The organism is Streptococcus sp. sy004 (genome assembly GCF_007859205.1).
GTDB lineage: Bacteria > Bacillota > Bacilli > Lactobacillales > Streptococcaceae > Streptococcus.
Map to the genome: position 1 here is coordinate 72690 of NZ_VOHP01000001.1, position 16907 is coordinate 89596.

23 protein-coding genes are annotated in these 16907 nt (G+C 37.2%); 11 read left to right on the top strand and 12 right to left on the bottom strand.

Features of this window, described 5'->3' with window-relative positions; all coding sequences use genetic code 11:
* Nucleotides 1-25 precede the first annotated feature (25 nt).
* The gene (rimM, locus tag FRX54_RS00410) at nucleotides 26-544 is read left to right on the top strand and encodes a ribosome maturation factor RimM (RefSeq protein WP_146459847.1); all 519 of its coding nucleotides are present in this window, start codon (nucleotides 26-28) and stop codon (nucleotides 542-544) included.
* Entirely contained in the window at nucleotides 534-1256 is a 723-nt protein-coding gene (gene trmD / locus FRX54_RS00415) for a tRNA (guanosine(37)-N1)-methyltransferase TrmD (protein WP_146460735.1), read from the top strand. The genes rimM and trmD overlap by 11 nt, the downstream gene beginning before the upstream one ends.
* A 32-nt stretch (nucleotides 1257-1288) precedes the next feature.
* On the opposite strand, the gene lctO is transcribed toward trmD, so the two are convergent.
* Entirely contained in the window at nucleotides 1289-2425 is a 1137-nt protein-coding gene (lctO, locus tag FRX54_RS00420; RefSeq protein WP_146459849.1) for an L-lactate oxidase, read from the bottom strand.
* 193 nt (nucleotides 2426-2618) lie between these two features.
* Between lctO and FRX54_RS00425 the strand changes: the two genes are divergently transcribed.
* Nucleotides 2619-3614, top strand: coding sequence for an NAD(P)/FAD-dependent oxidoreductase (locus FRX54_RS00425; RefSeq protein ID WP_146459851.1), 996 nt, complete (start codon nucleotides 2619-2621; stop codon nucleotides 3612-3614).
* A gap of 30 nt (nucleotides 3615-3644) precedes the next feature.
* Here FRX54_RS00425 and dhaQ read toward each other — a convergent pair whose 3' ends face one another.
* Both dhaQ and dhaS read right to left on the bottom strand, forming a co-directional pair.
* Nucleotides 3645-4634 (bottom strand): DhaKLM operon coactivator DhaQ, encoded by a 990-nt coding sequence (gene dhaQ / locus FRX54_RS00430; RefSeq protein WP_146459852.1) that lies wholly within the window; start codon nucleotides 4632-4634, stop codon nucleotides 3645-3647.
* A 9-nt stretch (nucleotides 4635-4643) separates the two neighbouring features.
* Complete coding sequence (dhaS, locus tag FRX54_RS00435; RefSeq protein ID WP_146459853.1) at nucleotides 4644-5171, bottom strand: dihydroxyacetone kinase transcriptional activator DhaS; 528 nt, start codon at nucleotides 5169-5171, stop codon at nucleotides 4644-4646.
* A 169-nt stretch (nucleotides 5172-5340) separates the two neighbouring features.
* Here dhaS and dhaK point away from each other — a divergent pair, with 169 nt between their 5' ends.
* Genes dhaK through dhaM form a run of 3 tightly spaced genes read left to right on the top strand, consistent with a single transcriptional unit; the run spans nucleotide 5341 to nucleotide 7289 of the window.
* Nucleotides 5341-6327 carry a dihydroxyacetone kinase subunit DhaK gene (dhaK, locus tag FRX54_RS00440; protein WP_146459856.1) on the top strand — a complete coding sequence of 329 codons (987 nt, stop codon included), beginning with the start codon at nucleotides 5341-5343 and terminating at the stop codon, nucleotides 6325-6327.
* A 13-nt stretch (nucleotides 6328-6340) separates the two neighbouring features.
* Nucleotides 6341-6922 (top strand): dihydroxyacetone kinase subunit DhaL, encoded by a 582-nt coding sequence (dhaL, locus tag FRX54_RS00445; RefSeq protein ID WP_146459858.1) that lies wholly within the window; start codon nucleotides 6341-6343, stop codon nucleotides 6920-6922.
* Complete coding sequence (dhaM, locus tag FRX54_RS00450; RefSeq protein ID WP_146459860.1) at nucleotides 6915-7289, top strand: dihydroxyacetone kinase phosphoryl donor subunit DhaM; 375 nt, start codon at nucleotides 6915-6917, stop codon at nucleotides 7287-7289. Before dhaL ends, dhaM begins: the two co-directional genes overlap by 8 nt.
* Nucleotides 7290-8091: 802 nt before the next feature.
* Here the strand turns inward: dhaM and mnmE are convergent.
* The 6 genes from mnmE to FRX54_RS00480 all read right to left on the bottom strand — a co-directional run bounded on the left by mnmE (nucleotide 8092) and on the right by FRX54_RS00480 (nucleotide 13709).
* Entirely contained in the window at nucleotides 8092-9459 is a 1368-nt protein-coding gene (gene mnmE / locus FRX54_RS00455) for a tRNA uridine-5-carboxymethylaminomethyl(34) synthesis GTPase MnmE (RefSeq protein ID WP_146459862.1), read from the bottom strand.
* Nucleotides 9460-9525: 66 nt separating this feature from the next.
* Nucleotides 9526-10587 (bottom strand): tyrosine-type recombinase/integrase, encoded by a 1062-nt coding sequence (locus FRX54_RS00460; protein ID WP_146459864.1) that lies wholly within the window; start codon nucleotides 10585-10587, stop codon nucleotides 9526-9528.
* A gap of 122 nt (nucleotides 10588-10709) precedes the next feature.
* Nucleotides 10710-11234 carry a type II toxin-antitoxin system VapC family toxin gene (locus tag FRX54_RS00465; RefSeq protein WP_146459866.1) on the bottom strand — a complete coding sequence of 175 codons (525 nt, stop codon included), beginning with the start codon at nucleotides 11232-11234 and terminating at the stop codon, nucleotides 10710-10712.
* Nucleotides 11224-11568 (bottom strand): STAS-like domain-containing protein, encoded by a 345-nt coding sequence (locus FRX54_RS00470; RefSeq protein ID WP_186652346.1) that lies wholly within the window; start codon nucleotides 11566-11568, stop codon nucleotides 11224-11226. Before FRX54_RS00470 ends, FRX54_RS00465 begins: the two co-directional genes overlap by 11 nt.
* Before the next feature lie 10 nt (nucleotides 11569-11578).
* Nucleotides 11579-12505, bottom strand: coding sequence for a hypothetical protein (locus FRX54_RS00475; protein WP_146459870.1), 927 nt, complete (start codon nucleotides 12503-12505; stop codon nucleotides 11579-11581).
* A 412-nt stretch (nucleotides 12506-12917) separates the two neighbouring features.
* Entirely contained in the window at nucleotides 12918-13709 is a 792-nt protein-coding gene (locus FRX54_RS00480) for an XRE family transcriptional regulator (protein WP_146459872.1), read from the bottom strand.
* Nucleotides 13710-14217: 508 nt separating this feature from the next.
* Between FRX54_RS00480 and FRX54_RS00485 the strand changes: the two genes are divergently transcribed.
* A complete protein-coding gene (locus tag FRX54_RS00485; RefSeq protein WP_146459874.1) occupies nucleotides 14218-14424 on the top strand; it encodes an XRE family transcriptional regulator in 207 nt (68 codons plus the stop codon).
* A 213-nt stretch (nucleotides 14425-14637) separates the two neighbouring features.
* Here FRX54_RS00485 and FRX54_RS00490 read toward each other — a convergent pair whose 3' ends face one another.
* On the bottom strand, nucleotides 14638-14895 hold the full coding sequence (locus FRX54_RS00490) for a hypothetical protein (RefSeq protein WP_146459876.1): 258 nt from the start codon (nucleotides 14893-14895) through the stop codon (nucleotides 14638-14640).
* A gap of 99 nt (nucleotides 14896-14994) precedes the next feature.
* Between FRX54_RS00490 and FRX54_RS06265 the strand changes: the two genes are divergently transcribed.
* On the top strand, nucleotides 14995-15150 hold the full coding sequence (locus FRX54_RS06265) for a hypothetical protein (RefSeq protein ID WP_186652349.1): 156 nt from the start codon (nucleotides 14995-14997) through the stop codon (nucleotides 15148-15150).
* Here FRX54_RS06265 and FRX54_RS00495 read toward each other — a convergent pair.
* Nucleotides 15147-15335: a hypothetical protein gene (locus FRX54_RS00495; protein WP_146459878.1), complete on the bottom strand. Its 189-nt coding sequence runs from the start codon at nucleotides 15333-15335 to the stop codon at nucleotides 15147-15149. The genes FRX54_RS06265 and FRX54_RS00495 overlap by 4 nt on opposite strands.
* Before the next feature lie 80 nt (nucleotides 15336-15415).
* On the opposite strand from FRX54_RS00495, the gene FRX54_RS00500 reads away from it, so the two are divergent.
* Nucleotides 15416-15568: a hypothetical protein gene (locus tag FRX54_RS00500; protein ID WP_146459880.1), complete on the top strand. Its 153-nt coding sequence runs from the start codon at nucleotides 15416-15418 to the stop codon at nucleotides 15566-15568.
* Here the strand turns inward: FRX54_RS00500 and FRX54_RS00505 are convergent.
* Entirely contained in the window at nucleotides 15540-16031 is a 492-nt protein-coding gene (locus FRX54_RS00505; RefSeq protein WP_146459882.1) for a hypothetical protein, read from the bottom strand. The two genes, FRX54_RS00500 and FRX54_RS00505, sit on opposite strands and share 29 nt — an antisense overlap.
* A 427-nt stretch (nucleotides 16032-16458) precedes the next feature.
* Here FRX54_RS00505 and FRX54_RS06270 point away from each other — a divergent pair, with 427 nt between their 5' ends.
* The gene (locus tag FRX54_RS06270; protein ID WP_186652352.1) at nucleotides 16459-16632 is read left to right on the top strand and encodes a hypothetical protein; all 174 of its coding nucleotides are present in this window, start codon (nucleotides 16459-16461) and stop codon (nucleotides 16630-16632) included.
* A 10-nt stretch (nucleotides 16633-16642) separates the two neighbouring features.
* The gene (locus FRX54_RS00515) at nucleotides 16643-16825 is read left to right on the top strand and encodes a hypothetical protein (protein ID WP_146459884.1); all 183 of its coding nucleotides are present in this window, start codon (nucleotides 16643-16645) and stop codon (nucleotides 16823-16825) included.
* The last annotated feature ends 82 nt before the right edge of the window (nucleotides 16826-16907 follow it).

Genomic DNA, 16907 nt, shown 5'->3' on the forward strand with positions numbered 1-16907 from the left:
TAGTTTACAGATATTAGGAGATGGCATGAATTATTTTAACGTTGGAAAAATTGTTAACACACAAGGTTTACAAGGTGAACTAAGGGTTTTGAGTGTGACTGATTTTGCAGACGAACGTTTCAAAAAAGGAAGTCAGTTAGCTCTTTTTGATGCCAATGATCACTTGGTTAAAACCGTGGAAATTGCTAGTCATCGTAAACATAAAAATTTTGACATTATTAAATTCAAAGACCATTATCATATCAATGAAGTGGAAAAATATAAGGAACATTTTCTTAAAATTGCCGAAGAAGATTTGACCGATTTAGAAGATGACGAATTTTACTACCATGAAATCATTGGTCTTGAAGTCTATGAACAAGACAATTATATTGGTGAAATAAAAGAAATTTTACAACCAGGAGCCAATGATGTCTGGGTGGTGAAGCGTCAAGGCAAACGTGACTTGTTATTACCTTATATTCCATCAGTGGTACTTGATGTGGATTTGGCGTCAGGTAGAGTAGCTGTTGAATTGTTAGAGGGTTTAGATGATGAAGATTGATATCTTAAGCCTTTTTCCAGAAATGTTTTCGCCTTTAGAACATTCTATTGTTGGCAAGGCGAGAGATAAGGGACTGGTCAGAGTGACCTATCATAATTTTAGAAATTATGCTGAAAAAGCACGCCATGTGGACGACGAGCCTTATGGTGGTGGTCAAGGGATGTTGTTAAGGGCACAGCCGATTTTTGACGCTTTTGATGCTATTGACAAAAAAAATCCACGAGTGATTTTGTTGGATCCTGCCGGTCGTTCCTTTGATCAAACTTACGCTGAAGAATTAGCCCAAGAAGAAGAATTGATTTTTATTTGTGGCCATTATGAAGGTTATGACGAAAGAATAAAGACCTTGGTGACAGATGAGATTTCTTTGGGAGATTTTGTCTTGACAGGAGGAGAATTGGCAGCTATGACCATTATTGATGCCACAGTTCGTTTGCTTCCATCAGTTATTGGTAAAGAGGTTAGTCATCAAGATGATAGTTTTTCATCTGGTTTATTGGAATATCCTCAATATACACGTCCTTATGATTATCAAGGTATGGTGGTTCCAGATGTGCTGATGAGTGGTCATCATGAAAATATCCGTCAATGGCGTCTGAAAGAATCATTAAGAAAAACTTATTTACGCCGTCCGGATTTGTTGGAAAATTATCAACTGACAGCAGAAGAAAGTCAATTATTAGAAGACATAAAAAAAGAAACCTTTGAATAAAAGGTTTCTTTTTATGTTAGTTGTACTGAAAATTAGTAAAGCTTAAGCGGAGCTGCTTCAGAAGGTAGTGGAGATGGGTATGGATTGTCACGAAGTGTTGTGTTCTTAACATCTTCGATAGTTTGTTTACCAGCCAATTGCATAACCATCTTCAATTCATCTGTCAATTTATCAAAGACTTGACGTACACCGATACTTCCACCAAGAGCTAGACCATAGATAGCTGGACGACCGATTGCTACCAAATCAGCACCTGAAGCAAGGGCTTTGAAGACATGTTGACCACGACGCACACCAGAGTCAAAGACGATTGGAACGCGTTTGTCAACAGCTTCAGCAACCTCTTGAAGTGAGTCAAATGTCGCAGGACCACCATCCAATTGACGACCACCGTGGTTGGTTACCCAGATACCTGATGCACCGGCATCAAGTGAGATTCTAACATCTTCTTTACATTGCGGACCTTTCACATAAACTGGAAGTCCTGAGTATTCTGCGATGAATTCAACGTCACGTGCAGATAGGGCTTGTTTCGCTGATTTGTAAACGAAGTCCATTGTTTGTCCTGCACCTTGTGGTAGGTATTCTTCAACGATTGGCATACCAACTGGGAAGACATAACCGTTACGAGCATCTGTTTCACGGTTACCTCCGACAGTCGCGTCAGTTGTTAAAACAATGGCTTTATAGCCTTCTGCTTTAACACGATCCATGATGTTACGGTTGATACCATCATCTTTACTCATGTAAAATTGGAACCAGTGTGGCGCACCGTTAAGAGCTTGTGAAATCTCTGGAAGGTCTGCTGAAGCATACGAACTTGTTGTATAGATGGTACCGTAGTCGCTAACACCTTTGGCACAGGCAGCTTCACCTTGAACGTTAGCTAATTTTTGAGCCGCAACAGGTGCCATGATAATTGGAGAAGTTAGCTTATCACCATCAAATACAGTGCTTGTGTCAGGATTTTCAACGCCACGTAAGGTTTCTGGAACGATCAACTTATGATTAAATGAACGAATGTTTTCATAAAGGGTAAAGGTGTCACCCGCTCCACTAGCGATGTAACCAAATGCCCCTTTAGGAATAACGCTTTGAGCCATTTTTTCTAAATCATAGACATTATAAAAATTAACTGGGCCTTCGGCAGTACTTGTTTTGAAAGTCATACACTTTCCTCCTAATATAATTTAATTTGGTAACGCTTTCACGTTTATATTGTTATATTAACATGAAAAAAAAAAGGTGTCAACAGATTAGGTTATGGAATTTTCAAATTATTTTTTTCACAATTTTTCAGTTAAGATGAGGCTTTGAATTTGTGTTATACTAGAGAAGTTGATAAAGAAATTGGAGATGATTATGAACGATAAGACGATTGTTGATATTACCATTGTTGGTGGTGGGCCAGTGGGTTTGTTTGCGGCTTTCTATGCTGGCCTACGTGGTTTACGAGTTAAGATTATTGAGAGTTTGGCAGACCTAGGGGGTCAGCCAGCTATCCTTTATCCTGAAAAATTGATTTATGACATTCCTGCCTATCCAGCAATTTCAGGGAAAGATTTGGTGGAACAGTTGTTAGAACAATTGGAACGCTTCAAGGAAACAACTGAAATTTGCCTAAAAGAAGAAGTTAAAAGTTTTGAAAAAGTCGGAGATCACTTTGTAATTGAAACGGATAAAAACCAACATCAATCTAGGGCCATTATTTTAGCTTGTGGCAATGGTGCCTTTGCTCCTCGTAAACTTGGTTTAGAAGGCGAAGAAAACTATGCTGAACAAAATCTTTACTATCATGTTAAGCATTTGGAGGATTTTGTTGATAAAGATGTGGTCATTTGTGGTGGTGGTGATTCGGCAGTTGATTGGGCAAATAGTCTGGCAGATTTGGCGAAATCAGTGACCTTGGTTCATCGTAGAGATGCTTTTAGAGCTCATGAGCATAGCGTTGCTGCCTTGGAACAATCTAAGGTTGAGCGTTTAACACCTTATTTGCCTATTGAATTACTAGGTGACGGTCAACAACTTAAATCCTTGAGGGTCCAGAAAGTTAAGGATGAAGAAGTCCTTGATTTACCCCTAGATGCCTTGATTGTCAGTTTTGGTTTTTCAACGTCAAATAAAAATTTGAAAAATTGGAATTTAGAGGCCAAACGCTCTAGTGTTTGTGTGTCACCCTTGTTTGAAACCAGCCAAGAGGGCATTTACGCTATTGGAGATGCTGCTAGTTATGATGGACGAGTGGATTTGATTGCAACAGGATTCGGTGAAGCTCCGATAGCCGTCAACCAAGCCATCAACTATATCTATCCTGATAGGGATAATCGAGTGGTTCATTCCACTTCTTTGATTAAATAAAAAGAACTGGAAGTTATTCCAGTTTTTTATTTACCAAGCAAATGCCTGCGTCGGTTCTTGTAGATGGGTTAACCAGTTTAACCGACTAATATGACAAAGGCTGACCGAAATTCCTGTCATATCAAGGCTAGTCATGTATTTACCTACCTTAACCAAAGGAATGTCCAAATCTTCGATTTCAAGTAGTTGTTTGATGTCGTTGAGAAAAATTCCCATTTCTAAATCGGTAGTCGTGCCAAGGTTGTTAACCAACAGGATAAATTGATCATGTGGATTCCAATGGAAGTGCAATTTAAGTTTGTTGATGATTTCAATAGCTAATTTTTCAGAGGATTCAAAAGGAACAATTCGATAACCTTCTTCACCATGAATACCACTACCATAAGAAATCAATTCTTTTTCTAAATCAAATAAGGGAAGGGCAGCTCGTGGTTTGGTTGATGATTTGGTCGCAAAGCCAATGGTGGCAATTTTTGTTGCCAATTCAAAACCTTCTTGTTCCAATTGTTCTAATGTTGCTCCTTGATGTGCCATACTGCCTAAGATTTTATGGAGTAAAACAGTGCCAGCCAGTCCTCTCCCTCGAATTTGAAAGGGATGATTGGGAATAATAGAAATATCATCATGTGAAAGAATGTATTTGACAGCATGGCCATCAGCCTTAGCTTTTTGAATGGCCTGTTTAAAGGCGAGGTAATCAGCTTCAAAATTTTTGATAATGACAAATACGCCATGCCCTTTGTCAAGGAATCGAATAGCTTGATAGATTTGGTTGACACTTGGCGGCGTAAAAATAGGACCATAAATAGCAGCCGTCAGCATACCTTGTCCAACAAAGCCGATATGCGCAGGTTCGTGCCCAGTTCCTCCACCTGATAGAATAGGAACAGTTTTGTCATCATGATTTTTATGATAAATCAAAGGCAGATTAGGGTGTTTTTCTAGGTGTGGATAAAGACTTAAACAACCTGCCAAGTAGTCGGAAATAATATTTTCCTTATGATTATGAATAAAGGGCATAATAATCTCCTAATCTATTGCACAAATTTCACTAATTAAGTAGTCTGGTTTGGGCAAGGCTTGTTTGTGATGAAGAAAGTCCTTGATGGTTTGAGCTAGAGCATGACTATGATAATGTTGATGAAAATCTAAGAACTGCGGATCAGCCATTTTTGCTGATGTGGCATATTCTTTAATAATTTTTGTCACCAAAATCTGACAGTAGCCGACAAAATAGTCGTAAAAATTATTTTGCCCTCTGCTATCAAAGAGTTGAAGATAAAAATAGCGTTCCTGTTCAAAATATAAAAAGAGTTCCATTAACAGTTGACGCCCAGAAATGAAGTCTAGGTTATCAGTAATACGTTCTTGCAATTCACTTTCAAAAATCCAGTCCATCAGCTGATACTTATCTACAAAATGATTGTAGAAAGTTTGACGTCTAATCTTGGCCAGTTTCATAATATCAACAACAGAAATGGTTTGGAAATCCTGAGTAGCCAAGAGATTTTTGAAGGCTTTAGCAATACGTTTTTTGGTAATCAAAGATGATGTCATGGCAAACCTCCCAAAAGACCTAGTTTAATCTTAACAAAATTTGAACGAAAAGCCAGTCTAAAAAGATTAAAAGGGACAAATTAAAAAAATTGTCCCTTATCTTATGACCTTGAAATGAGTATAATGAAAGTGTTAATACATGATTACTTATGCTAAGGAGGAATTTATCATGAAAAAAATTATCAATCAGCCTACAGATGTTGTCAATGAGATGATTGAAGGGATTGGTTTTGTCCATTCTGATTTGTTGGAGCGTTTAGATGGTTATGATGTGCTGGTGCGTAAGGCAGAGAAAAAAGGACGGGTTGGTTTGATTTCTGGTGGTGGTTCAGGTCATGAGCCGTCTCATGCTGGTTTTGTTGGAGAAGGGATGTTATCTGCTGCGGTCTGTGGAGCGGTCTTTACGTCACCAACGCCAGACCAAATTTTAGAAGCGATTAAGGCTGCTGATGAGGGTGCGGGTGTTTTCATGGTTATCAAAAACTATTCTGGTGACATCATGAATTTTGAAATGGCACAAGAATTAGCAGAATTAGAAGGTATTGAAGTGGCTAGCGTTGTTGTTGATGACGATGTGGCAGTAGAAGATAGTTTATATACTCAAGGACGTCGAGGGGTAGCGGGTACCTTATTTGTTCATAAAATTTTGGGACATGCTGCTCGTGAAGGCAAATCTTTGTCTGACATTAAGGCTTTGGCTGATGATTTGGTTAAAAACATTAAAACGATTGGTTTGGCCTTATCAGGTGCCACAGTACCAGAAGTTGGTAAACCAGGCTTTGTTCTTGCGGATGATGAGTTTGAATATGGAGTAGGGATTCATGGCGAACCAGGTTATCGTAAAGAAAAAATGCAACCTTCTAAAGAATTAGCTAAGGAATTGGTTGATAAGCTCTTGGTCGATTTCGAAGTGACAGAAGATCAAGAATTTGCCCTTTTAATCAATGGCTTAGGAGCGACTCCTTTGATGGAACAATATGTGTTTGCTCATGATGTTGCTAATCTTTTAGCCGATAAAGGCATTAAAGTGGTTTATAAGAAACTAGGGAATTATATGACGGCCATTGATATGGCAGGCCTATCTTTGACCTTGATGAAATTAGAAGCTGACTGGCTAGAAGCCTTGAACAGTCCAGTTAATACACCAGCTTGGTAGAAAGGAGTAGTGGATGAAAGTAGCAGAAGCATTAGCTTGGATGACTCATTTTAATGAAAAGATTCAAGAGAATAAGGATTACTTGAGTGAATTAGATACTCCGATTGGGGATGGTGATCATGGGGGAAATATGGCGCGTGGGATGGCTACCGTCATGGAGTCTCTAAATCAAAATGAATTTACCAATACAGGTGAAGTGTTTAAGACCGTTGGCATGCAATTGTTGAGTAAAGTTGGTGGAGCTTCAGGTCCTCTTTATGGTTCAGCATTTATTGGCATGAGTAAAGCTAGTGATGAAGACCAGTTAGTCACATTATTAACATCAGGCCTTGAGATGATTGTCAAAAGAGGAAAAGCGAGTCTAGGTGAAAAGACCATGATTGATGTGTGGCAACCAACTATTGAAGCGTTAAAAATGGGCGATTTAAGTGTCGAGAAAGTTTATGCTTATGCAGAGCAAACAAAAGAATTGGTCGCAACCAAGGGACGTGCCTCTTACTTGGGTGAACGTTCTGTGGGTCATCTTGACCCAGGTTCCTATTCGTCAGCCTTGCTATTTGATTCGCTTTTAGAAGTGGTGGTGGCTAATGACTGATTTGGGTATTGTACTGGTTTCTCATTCTAAGGACTTGGCTCAAGGTGTGGTTAATCTCATTAACCAAGTAGCAAAAGATGTGCCTGTGACCTATGTTGGTGGCTTGCTTGATGGTAGTATCGGTACTAGTTTTGAACAAATTGAAGCGATTGTGGCAGACAATCCTTGCTCGCAACTTTTAGCTTTTTATGATCTAGGTTCAGCTCGGATGAATTTAGAAATGGTTGCAGATTTATCAGATAAGACCTTGCTTATTCAAGATGTGCCAGTTTTGGAAGGGACCTATGCTGCAGCAGCACTTTTACAAGCTGGAGTTGGCTTAGAAGACATTCTTGAGCAACTAAAAGATTTGATAATCGTAAAATAAACGCAGCAAAAAAGACGATTTCTATTTAGGAATCGTCTTTTAATTGATATCATTTTGACTATCGATTAAAGCATACATAATCAGTGGTAGCTGTGTTTGTGTTCAAACTAACTTTTTTCTTTACTCCTTTTAATAGTCTCATTATACTATAAAAGAGTTTTTCTTGGCAAATCAGAGAAAAATATTGAGCGAGTTAATTTTCTTCGGAGTGATTATCATCCTAGCGATGAGCGACTCAGCTTCGAATTGGGCAAAGAAGAAAAATCTTGTGATGAGCTCAATTCTTTTTGGAGTTGTCATCATCACAGTTGTGATGAGGTGTGCCCAAAATGGGCGCAGTAGGAGAATCTTGTGATGAGCTCAATTTTTTTTGAAGTTGTCATCATCACAGTTGTGATGAGGTGTGCCCAAAATGGGCAAGGAAGAAAAACCTTGTGATGAGCTCAATTTTTTTTGAAGTTGTCATCATCACAGTTGTGATGAGGTGTGCCCAAAATGGGCAAGGAAGAAAAACCTTGTGATGAGTTCAGTTCTTTTTGGAGTTGTCATCGTCACAGTTGTGAGGGGGTGTGCCCAAAATGGGCGAAGTAGGAGAATCTTGTGAAGAGTTCAATTCTTTTTGGTGTTATGACCATTATAATTGTGGAGGGATTGATTTGATAGTTATTTTTATTTCTAACAATTGTAAAATAACATTTGTTTAAGTTAGGATTAAGCTAGCTGGCTTATACTATAGTCATCCTAAAACTTTTCTTTTTATAAATCTCCTAAAAACCAGAACCACTTAGTGATTCTGGTTTTTTTATTTACCAAGACAAAACTGGCTAAAGAGTTGTGTGATGAGTTCATCTGGTGCAGCGTCTCCAGTGATTTGCCCTAAAATTTCCCAAGTGCGAGTGAGATCAATTTGCAGTAAATCAACTGGCATACCAAGTTCTAAACCTTGATTGACTGCTTGTAAACTATCCACAGCCTGTTCAATTAGACTGATATGACGAGTATTGGACAGGTAGGTGGCATCTTGTTCAACAATACCTGCATTGTCAAAGAAGAGTTGGTTGATACGCTCTTCAATCAAATCAATATTTTCTTTGGTTAAGACAGAAATGCTTAGCACATCATCTGGTAATTGTTCTTTTTCGATAGCTTGAGGTAGATCGGTTTTGTTGAGAAGAATGATCCGATTGCTACCTTGGCTGAGTTCAAGAAGTTGATGGTCTTGTGGAGTTAGTTTTTCAGAGCTATTTAAGACCAAAAGCACTAAGTCAGCTTCTTTGAGGGCTTTTTTAGAACGCTCCACACCGATTTGCTCAACCACATCATCGGTTTCACGAATCCCTGCCGTATCAATGAGTTTCAGTGGTACCCCATTGATATTGACATATTCTTCAATGACGTCACGAGTGGTTCCTTCAATATCAGTGACAATGGCCTTGTCTTCTCGCAGCAGAGTATTGAGTAGGCTAGATTTACCTACATTTGGTCGGCCAATAATCGCAGTTGATAAACCCTCACGCAAGATCTTACCACGTTTGGCTGTTTTGAGCAGGTTGGTCAGCAGCTTTTCAAATTCTTGAGTTTTTTCTTGTAAGAGAGCCGTGGTCATTTCTTCAACATCATCGTATTCAGGATAGTCGATATTAACTTCCACCTGAGCCAGCGTATTCAGGATTTCTTGGCGTGTATTATTGATCAAATCAGACAGTGAGCCGTCTAATTGTTTGACCGCAATTGACATGGCCTTATCTGTCTTAGCTCGGATGAGATCCATGATTGCTTCAGCTTGTGTGAGGTCAATTCGACCATTGAGAAAGGCACGCTTGGTAAATTCACCTGGTTCGGCTAGACGAGCACCGTGGCGAATCAAGAGTTGCAAAATTTGGTTGGTCACTGCTAGACCGCCATGTGTATTGATTTCGATGACATCTTCACGAGTAAACGTTCTTGGTGCTCGCATCAGACTGAGCATGACTTCATCGATGATTTGGTTGTTTTCTACGATATGGCCATAGTTGATGGTATGAGAAGTGACCTGTTTTAAGTCCTTCCCCTTAAAGACCTTGCTAGCGATTGTAATGGCATCTGTGCCAGACAAACGGACGATTCCGATAGCCCCTTCCCCCAAGGGAGTAGCAATGGCAGCGATGGTATCAAATTCTTTTGTTATCATAATATGCTTAAATTATCCTTGATTTTATAGTGTTTCTGTTGTTTTATGCCCCAAATCCGACCCAAATTATTGAAAGAGTTGACGAATGGTGTGGAAATCTTTTTCTTTTTTATCTTCTAAGAGATGGGCATAGGTTTGGAGTGTAACAGTCAGATCTTTATGGCCAATAACCTTGGAAATGGTTATTAACTCGACTCCTTGGCTAATGAGGTAGCTTGTATAAGTATGACGGAGTGAGTGAACATGTACGTTTCTTCCGACAATTTTCTTAATCACACGATTAAGCCAAACTTGGTTGGGTTCAAGAAAGACACGGTCAAGATCGTTTGTCTGCCAACGATTGTTTTTGTAATCACGTAAGAGTTGGGAAGTCGTTTCATCAATGGGAATCATACGCATTGATTGGGGATTTTTGGTTGGCATAAATCCTGATTGGTCATAGATGTCCCATGTTTTGTTAATAGTTATTATACCATTTTCTAAGTCGATATCTGCCCAAGTTAATCCTAAACTTTCAGAAACGCGTAATCCTGTGACGGCAATAAGGTAGAGTTGTATGTAGCGATGGCTTGTAATATTTTCTTTGAGATGCTGAAGTAGCCTCTGGTATTCATCTAATTCAAGAAATTTTTCATCCAATGGTTTGGCTTTTTTATCGGCAGTAATAATAGCTAAATCAGTAAAATTGTAGGGGATTAGTTGGTCTGCTAGGGCATATTTGACACAAGAACGTAAACGATGGTGAATAACTCGTATTGTGCCATGATAGTAGTGTTTGCCTAAAGTATTGAGAAATTGTTGATAAGTAGATGTCGTGATGGCAGTCAATTTAGTTTGACCAAAATGTTGTTCAACAATCCTAAAGGTTTGTTCATAATTTCGCCAAGTGCCTTTGGCAAGATTTCTTTTTTTGAAAGTATTTGCCCAGTTTTTTAAGTAATCGATAAAGCTGATGTTGGTGTCGATGCTGACAGTTTGAGTGAGCTGTCTTTCCATTTCAATAGCAGCTGCCGTGGCAAGTGCTTTAGTACGAAAACCAGATTTGGACTTTTGCTTGTATTTGCCATCAGGTGTTTTATAACTGATACGGTATTCCCAACCATTGTCACGCTTTCTAAAGTATGCCATTGCTATTTACCTCATTTCTTGATAAAATGGGTATAGTAAAGAGACCTACTGAAAGCAGGTTTTTACTATACAGAATTCGCCTTACGCTCAGAGTCGCCAAACCTAGTGAGCGTAGGGCTTTTTTAGTAGTGTAACCAAACAATATTTTCAGGATGGTTTTTAAAATCTTTATCATGACTAACGATTTTCATATTATTAATTAACATTTTAGAATATACTAAATCGTTATAGTCATTCATTTGATGAGGATTATTTAAGCTCTCTCTTATGTGCCAAAGTTTTATTGGTAATATTTTACTTTGAGATAAAATATCATTTTTTACACTATCACATGCGAGTTGAAAAATTTTTTTATAGTCATTTGTTTGCTGAAAATCTCTCTTAAATATGAACTTCTTTGCACTCAAGCGGTTTTGTCTTAGATATCCGCGGTATGCTGTTTTGCAAATGACGTTTATATATTCAGAGATAATCTGTGAATTAACAAATAGTTTGCACTTGTTAGTATGGGCATTGGATATAAACTTTTCATAACCATGGCTGTGTGTCGAATAAGGTGAGTACAAATAGATCCATATATTTGAATCAACAATAAATGTTTCCCCTCTAGATAAGGTATATGAATTCAAATTAATATCAATAGCCATCTTCCATAACCTCATCTTGTAGATTTGCAAGCTCTTGCCTTTTTTCTTTACTATTTGTTAATACCAGTGCAATTTTTTGAAAGTGGGAGTCACTGACAGTGTCGCGTTTTATTTTTACTAATTGCGTTAATTCAGTTGCTGGTCTTAGATCGTAGAGTTGACCAATTGCTAAATTTAAGAATGCTGTAATTAGTGTATCAATGCCTGTAAAATCTAGAATGACTGGTTGATCTTTTTCTATCCTTTCTTTGATAGCTTGAAAAACCAAATTTCCTTTTTTGTCAATGTTAGCAGAATTGCTATTGATGATATCTCGTATTATAAGTGTTTCCATTTTTTCTCCTTTAAATAAACCATTCATTTAGTAGTTCTGATAAATCCATTGTATCAGAAAATAAGGAAGTTTGACAATCATCTAAAAAGAATGTAATGATAACAAGCGTTCCTGCAATGTCGAATGGGAATTCTAAGAAAGTTGTGTAACCAGTTTTATCTATATGATAGTAGCCGTTGTTAGAAATAATTTTAATTTCTCCTTTTCCCAAGAGTTTCTTTTTTAATTCGTATAAGCCCACTCCACTATCATATCTATTTTTAGTTGAGGTTCCTTTATCAAATGCCCAATCAAAATAATCAACAGTATCTGTGGAATACAGTTTCTTCTTGGTTTTTATGTTTTTAATTAATCCGATTCCATTATCTGATACAGCGAATGAAATTGTACCTTTTTGACTTCCATAGGGCTTTCTAGGGTAGTGTTGACCGCACATATAGATAACATCAGATCCTGAGTGATCACGAACATTGTGGATGATTTCTAATAATGATTCTTTGATTTCCCCTAAAAAATCGCTTGATGTTTTCGTTTGGATGTGTCTTAATAGTTCCTTGTCTATATATTCGTCAATTTGTTCAATTTTTTCAATAGATGAGCGGTAAAATGGAATGGTAGTATTGTATGTATCTAGTAGTTCGTAATCCAATCCGAAGCTTTTCAAGAATCCATTCTTTAATAGGATTTCTTTTGATTTTAGAGATAGATTTTCCAAAAGGGCATAGACTTTTCCACCTTTGCTATTTACAGCACTAAAAAGCATTCCAAGATAGACAGTCATTTCAGCATTTATCCAACGGATATTTTCAAAGTTGAATGTTACATAGTCTTCGGTTTGAACATGAGGTAGTATTTCATCTACTTGTAAATATAGTTCTTTTAAATTATCGTATTCATTATCTAATGTTTTAGGTATTTTGATTTCGTATTCAGTCATTACCATACCTCCAGAAATCGACTAACTTAAGAGATAGGAAAATCTGTTGCCTAACATGGCCATAATTAATAACAACGTTGAGTGGGTAATTTGAATTATATCTAACGGGAGTCCAAAAGTCTATCAGACGATTGTGTGTAACCGAGTCACTGATGTTTGTCTCATTTTGCGGATTAGAGAAGGTTTGATTTTTGTATTCAATAATCTCATCTTCGCTTCTGATTAATGATTCTAATAAAATGTCCATAATTTATTTTCCAAGTAAATTCCTAATAAGCTAGAAACGTTGTTAAATCAACGTTTTTTTATTTTCCAATCTTTTCACTCCGCCCCTACGGCTTTGTAAAATTCTTCTTTAACCATGGCTTCGTCTGTCATGGTTTTTAGGTTGTGTTGTTATAGGACTAATTTCTTACCTCTCCATTGGGGTGAAGTGGCCGACGATCTTGCCGATGATGCGTGGTTCTTCTTCCCATGCAGCGAATTTGTCGGCGTATTTTTTATTAAGGGAAACTAAGCGTAAGCCTTTTTCTTCTTTATAGGCATTTTTGATGTAGGTCTGTCCGTCCCATTCAATCGCATAAATAGCACCGTCGTAGTCAAAGCCTGTCTGCTTGATGAGAGCGACTTGTCCGTTAAGGTATTTTGGTTCCATGCTATCGCCATAAATCCAACTGGCAAAGTCGTGGTTGATGTCTAGGTCTGAATAGACGATGTCGTAGTTACCATCATCTGTATAGCCTGTGCCAAGTCCTGCGGATAGGCGTTCATAGACGTGGTATTCTACCAGTTCTTCGTCAAGGTAATTATCTTCATCATCTTCAAGTTCAGTTGTTTCTATTATAGAAGTAACTGAGCTTTCTTTTTCTTGCTCCTCCAACTGCTCTGTAGCGACGTCTAGGACGATTTCTTGGCGTTCAGGGTGTAATTGTACCACCGTGTCAGTAATCGCCGTGACAAGCTCGCTAGGGGCTTGTGTGGGGGTGTCGGTGGTTATAGCACCGAACATCATAATAGCAGGTTCAACGTTAAAAAAATTGGCAATTTCTTCGATTTCTTGAATTTTTGGAGAACGCGTTCCTTTTTCCCATTTTGATATTGTTGATTTTGTCTTGCCAATCTTGTCAGCTAATTGTTCCATGGTTAGATTGTTAGCAGTTCTATATTCTTTTACCATAGCAGGAAAAGCTATCTGAGTTTCCATAACAAAGCTCCTTTTATCGTATTGCTTGTTTTCATTATATAGTTGTGTTTTCTTTTTGTCAACAAACATGATAATATTTTCTTTTCAAAAAGTTGACTTTTTTGACACAAAATAGTTGACAAAAAGGAAACAAAGGATTATAATATAGTTGTAAGGTTGAGATAGACCTTAACAAAAATAGAAAGGAGCAAGGGTTATGAAAAAACGAAGGCAACATAAAAAAGAAAAGCTCTCAACAAGCGATATAGCAACGATAGTCTTGGCAGTCATCGAAGTTATACGACTTATAAGAGAACTTTTCATAAATAGCCAGTAAGTAAATCAACCGCCCCAGCGAAAAGCTGGGGGCTGGTTTACTACTACTTAAAGTTTATCATAACCCTTGGAGAATAGCAAGATGACTGAAAAGCAAAGAACAATATTGTTAGTTATTATAGCGGTATTAAGTATCATCAATCTTCTTCTTAGTATTTTCAAGTAGTCATACTTGTAGAAAGGAGGACGGTCAATGGACAAAACAGAATTTGAAAAGCTTCTAGATAACAGTGGTATAAAGAGACAAGTTATTGCCCAAAAAATGGGATTAACTCGTACAGGCTTTTATAGAAAACAAAGCAAACCAAAAGAGCGATTTGATGGCAATGAAATGTTAGTACTTGCTGGAATTTTGGGAGTGGAACCTAAAGTGGTTTTTGAAGCCATTTTAGTTTCATAAAAAAGTTGACATAAATAACACACGATAACCAAACTCTGCAAAAATCCTTGATAGACTAGTTCTATCAAAAGTAAAGACTTATGTCTTGACATAACCCTTTACTTAGTCTTATTGGGAAGGAGGGGAAGATGAGAAAGATAAAAAAAGAACCTGTTCGGAAACAAGTTCTTAAATCAGTCAATAATAGGTTTTCTATTGACTTAAAAACTGGCACTATTCACTTTCAAAGCTGATAACAGTTACGTCGGCTTGTTCTGAGAATACAGGCTTTCTATTAGACCAGATTTCTGCTGTTTCAGAATTTGCTAGAATGACTAAACCATTTTTATGAACAGTTAATACTTGAACCATACTTTGCTCGTCTTTGCCAGCTATAAAAGTATATTCTACTTCAGAGTTCGCTTGCACACTGGTTTTACCGATTGTTTGCGTACGGTGTTTCAAGAATGTGCCAAGATGTTGCTTTTCCATACCTTATCCCCCTTTCTATAATAATAAGGTCATTATAGCATAAGAGAAAGAAGGATTGACAAAACATATTACTTATAACTAATGGAAAGGAGGGGGGAGATGAATGCTTCAGTCTATTTGAACAACCTATTGACATTTTTTAAGGAAATTGAAGATCAACTAAAAATAGAAAAAGACCCTCTAGCAAGGTGCGAACTTGCTAAAGGGTACTGCGAACTTGGTAAAGAATTGAAAAGTCATGGAATCATTCACTAAAATATTTTTAAGAATGCTTCAGCATTATCAATATTTTGTTGCTGTTGATTTTCTATCTGTGGTTGATTGTAATCTTTAACAGTTTGGACGGCATCTTCATAGAGTTTGATTTTCTCTTTTATAGATAGTTCTGAACTTGAAGAAGAAACAACAGCAAGAGCGAATTTTTCTGCGTCAATAATCATATTGCCACCTCCTTTCTGCAAACATTATAGCACAAAGGGAGTGAGGGATTATTACTTAAACTAATGGAAGGAGGGAGAAGATGGAATTTAACTCAATGACAGTAACTGTTAAGGTTACAAATTTGGATAAGTTTATTGAACTTAGTAATGAATTTAATAAAAAAGCTCGTGAGCTTGAGAAGTTAGCTCACGAACTAAGAACATTTAATTTTGAAGGGCATCTTTCTGAGTGATGGCAACTAGCTCAAAGTTAGCATTTTCTGAAAAAAGATAGATAGGGTATCTTTCCTTGGTTACAAGATTGAAGAAATTGTATCCAAAATTATCTTCTTTCACATTTGGATATTGTTCAGTGAGAGGCTCAAGAGTGACTTCTGATAGTAGCTTAAAGATTTGAATCCGAGTTTGTTCTGGGTTCTCTATTCTTTGCAAGATTCTTAGAACTTCTTTGCTTGGAAATGCTTTTATCAAATCTTGTTTATTATCAAGGTAAGTTCTTTTATCGTCAAGATAATTATATTTGGGTATGTAATCAGTAAATGATAGATTTTCATATACTTGATAAGTATTAAAGACTATATTTTTACCATGATATTGATAGACGAGACAGTCGTCTTGAAGCTCTTTTTCAAACTGTGTGATGCCAATTAAGAATTTATGGCAAGCTTCCAAAATTCGAACTTCTTTAGTTTTCATTGTTTATCCTCCTTTCTGTAATGCTAGGTTAATTGTACCAAAAATAGAAAGATAAAGCATGAGTCAATAACATCAAAAACGGATTGATATTGTTAAAAAACGGCTACATGATCGTGCTTGGTTTCAGACGGATTTTGCGATTGTACTTGGGGTTAGTCCGGCAATGGTTAGTCGTCTTTTGAAAGATGGCCATGGTAGTGATGATTTAAAGTTGAAAGTTAATAAAAAACTTAAAATATCAGAAAGTTGGACAAGTTTGGAGGAAGAGTAATGACAACTAAACTAATAGCCAACTGGCAAAAGAAAAATCATCCACTTAGTCCATTGATTATTGATAGCCTTGAAGGATTAGATGTATGGGAAACAGTATTGATACTGGGAAAGATAAGGAGAAATCTGTTATGAATTCATTAGAAAGGGGAAGGTTATGACATTAGAAACATTGATTTTAATTTGGCTGATTGCGTCATTGTTGGCAGGGCTGATTGTAGGGCTATTATGGTTTTGCTTGGCCGTTTGGCAGCTTAGTGAGTGGTTAGCATTAGTAGTGAGCTTGTTGCCGTTACTTGCGTTGATATGGTATATGCTTATAACACTTTAAGGAGGAAGAAATGAATAAGGTAAGATTACCAGTTTTAGATCGTTTAGAAATTACAGAATCAGATATTATTAGCATTTTAGCTGATATCAAGGAATTGAAAGCTGAAAATAAGGAATTAAGAGAACGTTTAGATCGTTTGGAAAATCCTACGGCAGATAATTTGATGATGGGGTTTCTACAATCGGCAAAATAAAAAAAGCCCCTTTGGACGGGAATCCAAAGAGTGATGGGCTTACTAAAAAAAACAAGTTAATTATAGCATAAAGTAGGTATTT

What these genes read in the sequence shown, in the direction of transcription:
- FRX54_RS00475 (WP_146459870.1), bottom strand. Translation starts at nt 12,505, where the DNA reads ATGACTGAATACGAAATCAAAATACCTAAAACATTAGATAATGAATAC.
- FRX54_RS00515 (WP_146459884.1), top strand. Translation starts at nt 16,643, where the DNA reads ATGAATAAGGTAAGATTACCAGTTTTAGATCGTTTAGAAATTACAGAA.
- lctO (WP_146459849.1), bottom strand. Translation starts at nt 2,425, where the DNA reads ATGACTTTCAAAACAAGTACTGCCGAAGGCCCAGTTAATTTTTATAAT.
- FRX54_RS00460 (WP_146459864.1), bottom strand. Translation starts at nt 10,587, where the DNA reads ATGGCATACTTTAGAAAGCGTGACAATGGTTGGGAATACCGTATCAGT.
- FRX54_RS00505 (WP_146459882.1), bottom strand. Translation starts at nt 16,031, where the DNA reads ATGAAAACTAAAGAAGTTCGAATTTTGGAAGCTTGCCATAAATTCTTA.
- FRX54_RS00425 (WP_146459851.1), top strand. Translation starts at nt 2,619, where the DNA reads ATGAACGATAAGACGATTGTTGATATTACCATTGTTGGTGGTGGGCCA.
- FRX54_RS00500 (WP_146459880.1), top strand. Translation starts at nt 15,416, where the DNA reads ATGGAATTTAACTCAATGACAGTAACTGTTAAGGTTACAAATTTGGAT.
- dhaQ (WP_146459852.1), bottom strand. Translation starts at nt 4,634, where the DNA reads ATGCCCTTTATTCATAATCATAAGGAAAATATTATTTCCGACTACTTG.
- mnmE (WP_146459862.1), bottom strand. Translation starts at nt 9,459, where the DNA reads ATGATAACAAAAGAATTTGATACCATCGCTGCCATTGCTACTCCCTTG.
- FRX54_RS00480 (WP_146459872.1), bottom strand. Translation starts at nt 13,709, where the DNA reads ATGGAAACTCAGATAGCTTTTCCTGCTATGGTAAAAGAATATAGAACT.
- FRX54_RS00495 (WP_146459878.1), bottom strand. Translation starts at nt 15,335, where the DNA reads ATGATTATTGACGCAGAAAAATTCGCTCTTGCTGTTGTTTCTTCTTCA.
- FRX54_RS00470 (WP_186652346.1), bottom strand. Translation starts at nt 11,568, where the DNA reads ATGGAAACACTTATAATACGAGATATCATCAATAGCAATTCTGCTAAC.
- FRX54_RS00465 (WP_146459866.1), bottom strand. Translation starts at nt 11,234, where the DNA reads ATGGCTATTGATATTAATTTGAATTCATATACCTTATCTAGAGGGGAA.
- dhaL (WP_146459858.1), top strand. Translation starts at nt 6,341, where the DNA reads ATGAAAGTAGCAGAAGCATTAGCTTGGATGACTCATTTTAATGAAAAG.
- FRX54_RS06265 (WP_186652349.1), top strand. Translation starts at nt 14,995, where the DNA reads ATGAATGCTTCAGTCTATTTGAACAACCTATTGACATTTTTTAAGGAA.
- FRX54_RS00490 (WP_146459876.1), bottom strand. Translation starts at nt 14,895, where the DNA reads ATGGAAAAGCAACATCTTGGCACATTCTTGAAACACCGTACGCAAACA.
- FRX54_RS06270 (WP_186652352.1), top strand. Translation starts at nt 16,459, where the DNA reads ATGACATTAGAAACATTGATTTTAATTTGGCTGATTGCGTCATTGTTG.
- dhaS (WP_146459853.1), bottom strand. Translation starts at nt 5,171, where the DNA reads ATGACATCATCTTTGATTACCAAAAAACGTATTGCTAAAGCCTTCAAA.
- dhaK (WP_146459856.1), top strand. Translation starts at nt 5,341, where the DNA reads ATGAAAAAAATTATCAATCAGCCTACAGATGTTGTCAATGAGATGATT.
- dhaM (WP_146459860.1), top strand. Translation starts at nt 6,915, where the DNA reads ATGACTGATTTGGGTATTGTACTGGTTTCTCATTCTAAGGACTTGGCT.
- FRX54_RS00485 (WP_146459874.1), top strand. Translation starts at nt 14,218, where the DNA reads ATGGACAAAACAGAATTTGAAAAGCTTCTAGATAACAGTGGTATAAAG.
- rimM (WP_146459847.1), top strand. Translation starts at nt 26, where the DNA reads ATGAATTATTTTAACGTTGGAAAAATTGTTAACACACAAGGTTTACAA.
- trmD (WP_146460735.1), top strand. Translation starts at nt 534, where the DNA reads ATGAAGATTGATATCTTAAGCCTTTTTCCAGAAATGTTTTCGCCTTTA.